Here is a 7,068-nt window from a genome sequence, read left to right on the forward strand (position 1 = left end):
GTTTCAGTCTCGCTTTTTGAGAATTAAATCCCGATAAACCACAATGAACTCAGATTAAAACACTAACAAAAAGTGAATTAGTAATGAGTTTATCTGTAGAGGCTACCAAGGAGCTATCCGGTTCCTGCTCCACCACGGCCAGCACCACCCGCTGGCGCCGTCACGACACCCACTGGGTCATCAGCCTGTTTGGCACCGCCGTTGGCGCCGGTATCCTGTTCCTGCCTATCAATCTGGGTCTGGGCGGGATCTGGCCCCTCGTCATCGTCGCGGTACTGGCAGGCCCCATGACCTTCCTCGCCCACCGTGGGCTGGCGCGCTTCGTGCTCTCCTCGTCACGCCCCCACGCCGACTTCACCGAAGTGGCGGAGGAGCACTTCGGCAAGATGGCCGGTCGCCTCATCTCTGCGCTCTATTTCCTCTCCATCTTCCCGATCCTGCTCATCTACGGAGTCGGACTGACCAACACGGTGGAGAGCTTTATGGTCAACCAGCTCGGCATGGCGACCCCGGATCGGGTGATGCTCTCCGGCGTGCTGGTGTTTGCCATGATCGCCGTGATGCTGGCGGGTGAGAAAGCGATGCTGCGCGCCTTCGCCTTTATGGTCTATCCGCTGGCGGCCATTCTGGCGGCTCTCTCCTGCTACCTGATCCCTCAGTGGCAATGGCCGGAAGTGACCGCGTTTGAAGGAGCCAGCTTCCTCAACACCGTCTGGCTGGCGCTGCCGGTCACTGTGTTCGCCTTCAGCCACGCCGCCGCCATCTCCGGCTTTGCCAACGTGCAGCGCCGTGAATATGGCGAGCAGGCCGAAGCCAAGAGCGGCCTGATCCTGCGCAACACCACAGTGATGCTGGTGGGCTTCGTGCTGTTCTTCGTCTTCTCCTGCGTGCTGAGCCTATCGCCAGCCCAGCTGGCCGAAGCCAAGGCCCAGAACGTCTCTGTGCTCTCCTATCTCGCCAACATCACCGACAACCCGGTGATCGTGACTCTGGGACCGCTCATCGCCTTTATCGCCATCAGCTCCTCCTTCCTCGGCCACTTCCTCGGTGCCCGCGAAAGCCTGAAAAGCCTGATCGCCAAGCCCACCGGCCTGCCGCTGGCCAAGGCGGACAAGGTCGGCATCGCCCTGATGTTCTTCGCCATCTGGGGCGCCGCAGTGATCAACCCGGGCATTCTGGGGCTGATGGAGACCCTCTCCGGCCCGGTCATCGCCATGATCCTGTTTATCATGCCAGTAATTGCTATCTACAGGGTGGAGGCGCTGGCCCGCTTCCGTCACGGCTGGACCAACGGCTTTATCCTGCTGACCGGTTCGCTGGCGGTATCGGCGCTGATCTTCAGCCTGTTGAAGTAACGACTCGCAGCAGATAACAAAAAGAGAGGCGACCTTGGGGTCGCCTCTCTTGTCTCGGTTCGGGCGTGAACTCAGCCCAGCCTGGCGCCGTTCTCCACCGCCTGCTCGGGAATGGCCATCACTACGGCGCCATCCGGCCGATAGAAACCGGTCAGCAGAAATTCAGACTGAAACGGCCCTATCTGTTTGGTCGGGAAGTTGACTACGGCGATGATCTGGCGGCCCACCAGCTGCTCTGGCTGGTAGAGGGCGGTGATCTGGGCGCTGCTCTTGCAAATCCCCAGTTCGGGGCCAAAATCCGCCCACACCTTATAGGCCGGTTTGCGCGCCTCGGGGAACGGCTCGACCCGCACCAGGGTGCCCACCCTCAGCTCTACCATCTCGAAATCCTGCCAGCTAATCGTCTCCATTTCGGCTCCTGTTTATCGTGCACCTTGCATGACCCGCAGCATGGCCCAAAGAGAGCATCCCGTCTTCGGCGATCAGCCGTTTCGTTACGGCAGGCGGCCGTTTTGCTGGCGCCAGAGGGATGGAGTAAGCCCGGTCTCGGCCAGGAAGCGCTCGCTGAAGGCCCCCTGATTCTGGTAACCGCAGCGGCTGGCAATCTCGCCAACGGGCCGTTGCGTACCGGCAAGCAGGGTACGCGCCAGCGCCATGCGTCGACTGCGAATGTAGTGGGAGACGCTCACCCCCAACTGCTGGCGAAAGGCGAGCTTGAACTGGCTCTGGCCAAGACAGGCGATGGCGGCGAGTTGCTGATTGGTCAGCGGGGCGGCGAGGTTGGCATCGATATGGCGCTGCACCTTGAGGATGCGAGCGGCAAGGCGCGGCATGGCTGCACTCTGCATACCCTGCCCTTCAGCCAGCAGAGAGAGCCACACCTGCTCCATGCCCGCCACCTGCCGCCCCTCGGCCACCATGCGGTGCAGAAAAGCGAGGTAGTGGCGCTGGGGCTCATCCAGCTCGATAAAGGGGCAAGCCGCCAGATCCCTGGGTAGCCAGTCGCTCTCCTGTACCAGAAACGAAAGCGCGGGATCCGCGGCGTAGTCGTGCCGCTCGCCGGGAGCGATGATGCAGGCAGAACCGGGGGCAAGCCTGCGCCCCCGGCCCTGCACCTCAATCTCGAGGGGGCCGTCGAGGGGGATCACCAGCTGGGCAAAGTCGTGGCTATGGCTGCAGACGTGGTGGTGATAGTGGCGCAGGCTGAAGCGGGACATGGCAGATAGCAATGACGCGGCCAGGGCCGCGTCATTGGGGGTTATTCCTTGTCGAAATCTTCGATCTCTTTGCCCAGCGCTTCCATGATGGCGCGCGCTTCGGCCGGGACGCTGTCCGGTTGATCCTTGCGCAAATCTTCGTCGCAAGGGAGCGGCTGGCCGGTGAAAGCGTGCAGGAAGGCTTCACAGAGCAGCTCGCTGTTGGTCGCATGACGCAGGTTGTTCACCTGACGGCGGGTGCGCTCATCGGTCAACACTTTCAACACCTTGAGCGGGATCGAGACGGTAATCTTCTTGACCTGTTCGCTCTTCTTACCGTGTTCCGCGTAGGGGCTGACGTAGTCGCCGTTCCACTCTGTTCCCATGACTCACCTGTTCTCATTTAGCCGTGAGCGCGGATTTTAACCCTTAAGGAAATTAATGGCAATCCAACAGCAAAGCCATTTAGACGTCTGGAAGTGTTGACGGCTTTTTTAAGCTGGCGTAGTGTGGTTGTCCATGAGCCCGCAATGGCGGGATGGCGCGTGGCAGCAAGATGCCGGCGTGTGAAGAGACATCAAGGAGAGTGATATGACCCACAAGGCCACCCTGGCGGTTCGCACCGGGATTGAGACAGACACACAGCACGGTGCCGTGGTGCCCCCCATCTACCTCTCCAGCAACTACACCTTTGCCGACTTTGGCGAGCCCCGTCAATACGATTATGCCCGCTCCGGCAATCCGACCCGCACCAATCTGGCGGACGCGCTGGCGGCGCTGGAAGGGGGCGCTGGCGCCGTGGTCACCGGCACCGGCATGGGCGCCGTCCATCTGGTCACCACAGCACTGCTCAAGGCGGGGGATCTGCTGCTCGCCCCCCACGACTGCTACGGCGGCACCTGGCGCCTGTTCGAGTATCTGGCGGCCAAGGGCCACTACCGGGTGCAGTTTGTCGATCAGGGTGACGAGGCCGCTCTGGCCGCCGCGCTGGCGCAAAAGCCTGCGCTGGTATGGGTGGAGACACCCTCCAACCCGCTGCTACGGGTGGTGGATATCAGCGCCATCGCCAGCGCCGCCCACGAGGTGGGTGCACAGGTAGTGGTGGACAACACCTTCCTCTCCCCCCTGCTGCAACAGCCGCTCGCACTTGGTGCCGATGTGGTGGTGCACTCCACCACCAAGTACATCAACGGTCACTCCGATGTGGTGGGCGGAGTGGCGATTGCCAAGGAGGCCGCTCTGGCCGAGTCGCTGGTGTGGTGGGCCAACTGTCTGGGGCTCACCTCCGGGGCATTCGACTCCTACCTCACCCTGCGCGGTCTGCGCACTCTGGCCCCCAGATTGCGCACCCATCAGGAGAATACCGACCGCATCCTCGCCTTCCTGCAACAGCAGCCGCTGGTGAAACGCATCTATCACCCCAGCCTGCCGAGCCATCCGGGCCACGATATTGCGCGCCGTCAACAGTCCGGCTTCGGCGCCATGCTAAGTTTTGAACTCGATTGCAGCGAGGCGGGCATTCGCGCCTTCCTCGCGGCCCTCACCCTCTTCTCGGTGGCCGAGTCCCTCGGCGGAGTGGAGAGTCTGGTGGCCCATCCGGCCAGCATGACTCACAGGGCCATGACCCCGGTCGCACAACAGGCAGCTGGCATCAGCGCCCAGCTGCTGCGGTTGTCGGTCGGTATTGAACACGGTGAAGATCTGGTGGCCGATCTGGCACAGGCTTTTGCACAGGCGCAGCAGGCAGAACAGGTAGCGAAGTAATGGAACAGCAGCAACAAGGAGAGATCGCGGTGGCAACAGAAGCAGGCTTGAAGCGACGTCACGTCCACAAATTCGGTGGCAGCAGTCTGGCGGATCCGGTCTGTTATCGCCGGGTCGCAAGCATCGTTGAACAACAGGTGGGTGGGGATGAACTGATCGTAGTCTCCGCCGCTGGCAAGACCACCAACCGGCTGATCCAGCTGGTGGAGCTGGCCGAAGCGGGGGACGAAGCTGCTGGCGAAGCCATCTCCGCCCTCCACGCTTATCAGCAGGGGCTGATCGACGGCCTGCTGGAAGGTGAACTGCAGCTCGATCTGAGCAAACAGCTGGCCGACGACATGCAGCTCATCGCCAAGACGCTTGAGGGGCAGTTTGACCGCTTCGCCCGCAACGGCCTGCTCGCCTTTGGCGAAGTGTGGTCGGCGCGCCTGCTGGCTGCCCTGCTCACCAGCCGCGGCGACAAGGCCATCTGGCTCGATGCCCGCAGCTTCCTGCGCGCCGAGGATGGCGCTCTGGTCAAGGTGGATACTGCGCTCTCCAGCGAACTGCTCAAGGCGCGACTGGCGGAGCATGCCGGTCGCATCGTGGTGACCGGCTTTATCGCCGCCGACATGGAAGGCCGCTCCCTGCTGCTCGGCCGCAACGGTTCCGACTACAGCGCCAGCCTGTTGGCCCTGCTGGCGGATGGCGAATCCACCACCATCTGGAGCGACGTGGCCGGTGTCTACAGCGCCGACCCGCGTCGGGTGAAAGAAGCGCGTCTGCTGGAGCGCCTGAGCCTCGCCGAAGCCAACGAGCTGGCCCGTCTTGGCTCCTCGGTATTGCACTCCCGTACCCTGCAACCTGTGGCCGACAGCCGCCAGCGCCTCACTTTGCGCTGCAGCTACAACCCGGACGAGGGCTGCACCCATATCCTGCGCCGCGCCCCCCGCTCCGGTGGCGCCCGCATCGTCTCCTCGGTGGATCAGATCGCCCTCATCGAGCTGAAGGTGCTGCCGCAAACCAACTACGAGCAGACGGTGGCCACCATCGAGGCCCATCTGGCTCGTCACCGTCTCAACCCGCTCACCCTGCAGCGCCAGCCGGATCGCCGGATCCTGCGCCTCGCCTACACCCTTGAGGTAGCACAGGGCGCCTTCGAGCTGCTGCGCGACTTCCAGCTGCAAGGGAGCTTCACTGGCCTCATCCAGAAAGAGGGGTACAGTCTGGTGGCGCTGGTCGGTGCCGGTGTCACCGACAACGCGGAGCAGTGTCACCGCTTCTATCAGCTGTTGGCGGATCAACCGCTGGAGTTCGTACAGGTGGCCCGAGATGGCCTGAGTCTGGTGGCCGTGCTGCGTCAGGTAGTGCTGGAACCCCTACTCATCGCCCTGCACAGCGCCCTCTTCAGCCGCCCGACCCGGGTTGGACTGGTGGTGTTCGGCAAGGGCAATATCGGCGGCCACTGGCTCAGCCTCTACGCCCGTGAAAAGGCACGACTGGAACATGAGCTCAATCTGGCGCTCACCCTCTACGGGGTGTTCAGCTCGGAAGGGGGCCTGCTCGATGAAGAGGGACTCAACCCCCTCAAGGTACAGGACAACTTCAACCCCAAACCGCTGATCTGGCCGGAGTTGCTCTCCCAGCTTGAACAGCACGGCTTCGATGCGCTGGTTGCGCTGGACATGACCGCCAGCGAAACGGTGAGCCGCTACTACCCCGACTTCGCCCAGCTTGGCATTCACATCATCGCCGCCAACAAGTTTGCCGGTGCTGCCGACAGCGAGTTCTACCAACGCATCAAGCAAACCTGCCGTGACCATCAGGTGCAATGGCGCTACAACGCAACCGTGGGAGCCGGGCTGCCAATCCAGTCCAGCATCCAGATGCTGCGCCAGAGCGGCGACCGCATTCAGGGGGTCTCCGGCATCTTCTCCGGCACCCTCTCCTGGCTGTTCCAGCAGTATGACGGCACCCGCCCCTTCTCCGAGCTGGTGGATGAGGCGTGGCAGCACGGTCTGACCGAACCGGATCCCCGCGAAGATCTCTCCGGCCAGGATGTGCGGCGCAAGCTGCTTATTCTGGCGCGGGAAGCAGGCTTCGAGCTCGACTCCGCCGATATCGAGCTGGAGAATCTGGTGCCCGTCGCGCTGCGCAAGGTGACCGCCGATCAGTTCATGGACAGACTGAAAGAGCTGGATGGCCCGATCCAGACCGCCTTCGAAGGGGCCAAGCGCCTCGGCAAGGTGCTGCGCTACGTGGCCCGCTTCGAGCATGACGGCAAGGCGCGGGTCGGACTGGAGGCGCTGGAGCCCCATCACCCGTTTGCCAACCTCTTGCCGTGCGACAACATCTTCGCCATCGAGAGCGACAGCTATCGCACCAACCCGCTGGTGATCCAGGGGCCGGGGGCAGGCCGGGAAGTGACCGCCGCCGCTATCCAGTACGATCTGTGGCAAATCTGCGCCAGCCTCTAAGGCTGATATGCAACGGGAGCAGCACTCAGCTCACGCGCTGTCTAGTCCTGAAATAGGTTTACACATTTTCAACTAGCATTTCTCTACTCAGAACCCCCTATGTGCCGCATCGGGGGTTCTGTATTTCAACGCATGATGCGGCCGCTCCTCGTTGTAAATATCCACCGCTTCACGCACCATTTCCCGCGCTTGCGTCAAATCCTGCGGGCTTTGCAACAATAACTCTCCTTTCAAAATCCCGTTCACCCGCTCCGCCAACGCATTCTGGTAACAGTCATACCCATCCGTCATCGAGCA

7 protein-coding genes are annotated in these 7,068 nt (G+C 62.3%); 3 read left to right on the forward strand and 4 right to left on the reverse strand.

Annotated features, from left to right (window positions below; all coding sequences use genetic code 11):
- Window positions 1-83: 83 nt before the first annotated feature.
- A complete protein-coding gene (locus AB5Y85_RS17205; RefSeq protein ID WP_368221848.1) occupies window positions 84-1,355 on the forward strand; it encodes an aromatic amino acid transport family protein in 1,272 nt (423 codons plus the stop codon).
- 71 nt (window positions 1,356-1,426) lie between these two features.
- Here AB5Y85_RS17205 and AB5Y85_RS17210 read toward each other — a convergent pair whose 3' ends face one another.
- From AB5Y85_RS17210 to metJ, 3 genes are all read right to left on the reverse strand, one after another.
- A complete protein-coding gene (locus AB5Y85_RS17210; RefSeq protein ID WP_335876339.1) occupies window positions 1,427-1,765 on the reverse strand; it encodes a tRNA-binding protein in 339 nt (112 codons plus the stop codon).
- An 84-nt stretch (window positions 1,766-1,849) separates the two neighbouring features.
- Window positions 1,850-2,572 carry a helix-turn-helix domain-containing protein gene (locus AB5Y85_RS17215; protein WP_368221849.1) on the reverse strand — a complete coding sequence of 241 codons (723 nt, stop codon included), beginning with the start codon at window positions 2,570-2,572 and terminating at the stop codon, window positions 1,850-1,852.
- 41 nt (window positions 2,573-2,613) lie between these two features.
- The gene (metJ, locus tag AB5Y85_RS17220) at window positions 2,614-2,937 is read right to left on the reverse strand and encodes a met regulon transcriptional regulator MetJ (protein ID WP_005340251.1); all 324 of its coding nucleotides are present in this window, start codon (window positions 2,935-2,937) and stop codon (window positions 2,614-2,616) included.
- A 205-nt stretch (window positions 2,938-3,142) separates the two neighbouring features.
- Between metJ and metB the strand changes: the two genes are divergently transcribed.
- Together metB and AB5Y85_RS17230 are read left to right on the forward strand one after the other, a co-directional pair.
- On the forward strand, window positions 3,143-4,315 hold the full coding sequence (gene metB, locus AB5Y85_RS17225; RefSeq protein ID WP_368221851.1) for a cystathionine gamma-synthase: 1,173 nt from the start codon (window positions 3,143-3,145) through the stop codon (window positions 4,313-4,315).
- Window positions 4,315-6,771, forward strand: a complete 2,457-nt coding sequence (locus AB5Y85_RS17230) for a bifunctional aspartate kinase/homoserine dehydrogenase II (protein WP_368221853.1) — start codon at window positions 4,315-4,317, stop codon at window positions 6,769-6,771. The genes metB and AB5Y85_RS17230 overlap by 1 nt, the downstream gene beginning before the upstream one ends.
- Before the next feature lie 87 nt (window positions 6,772-6,858).
- On the opposite strand, the gene AB5Y85_RS17235 is transcribed toward AB5Y85_RS17230, so the two are convergent.
- Window positions 6,859-7,068 (reverse strand): integrase core domain-containing protein (locus tag AB5Y85_RS17235; protein WP_368221854.1); only part of this gene is annotated, 210 nt, incomplete at its 5' end.

Source organism: Aeromonas sp. R3-1 (assembly GCF_040908345.1).
GTDB lineage: Bacteria > Pseudomonadota > Gammaproteobacteria > Enterobacterales > Aeromonadaceae > Aeromonas > Aeromonas veronii.

Coding starts and splice junctions, on each gene's coding strand:
- AB5Y85_RS17230 (WP_368221853.1), top strand. CDS start 4,315: ATGGAACAGCAGCAACAAGGAGAGATCGCGGTGGCAACAGAAGCAGGC.
- AB5Y85_RS17210 (WP_335876339.1), bottom strand. CDS start 1,765: ATGGAGACGATTAGCTGGCAGGATTTCGAGATGGTAGAGCTGAGGGTG.
- metJ (WP_005340251.1), bottom strand. CDS start 2,937: ATGGGAACAGAGTGGAACGGCGACTACGTCAGCCCCTACGCGGAACAC.
- AB5Y85_RS17215 (WP_368221849.1), bottom strand. CDS start 2,572: ATGTCCCGCTTCAGCCTGCGCCACTATCACCACCACGTCTGCAGCCAT.
- metB (WP_368221851.1), top strand. CDS start 3,143: ATGACCCACAAGGCCACCCTGGCGGTTCGCACCGGGATTGAGACAGAC.
- AB5Y85_RS17205 (WP_368221848.1), top strand. CDS start 84: ATGAGTTTATCTGTAGAGGCTACCAAGGAGCTATCCGGTTCCTGCTCC.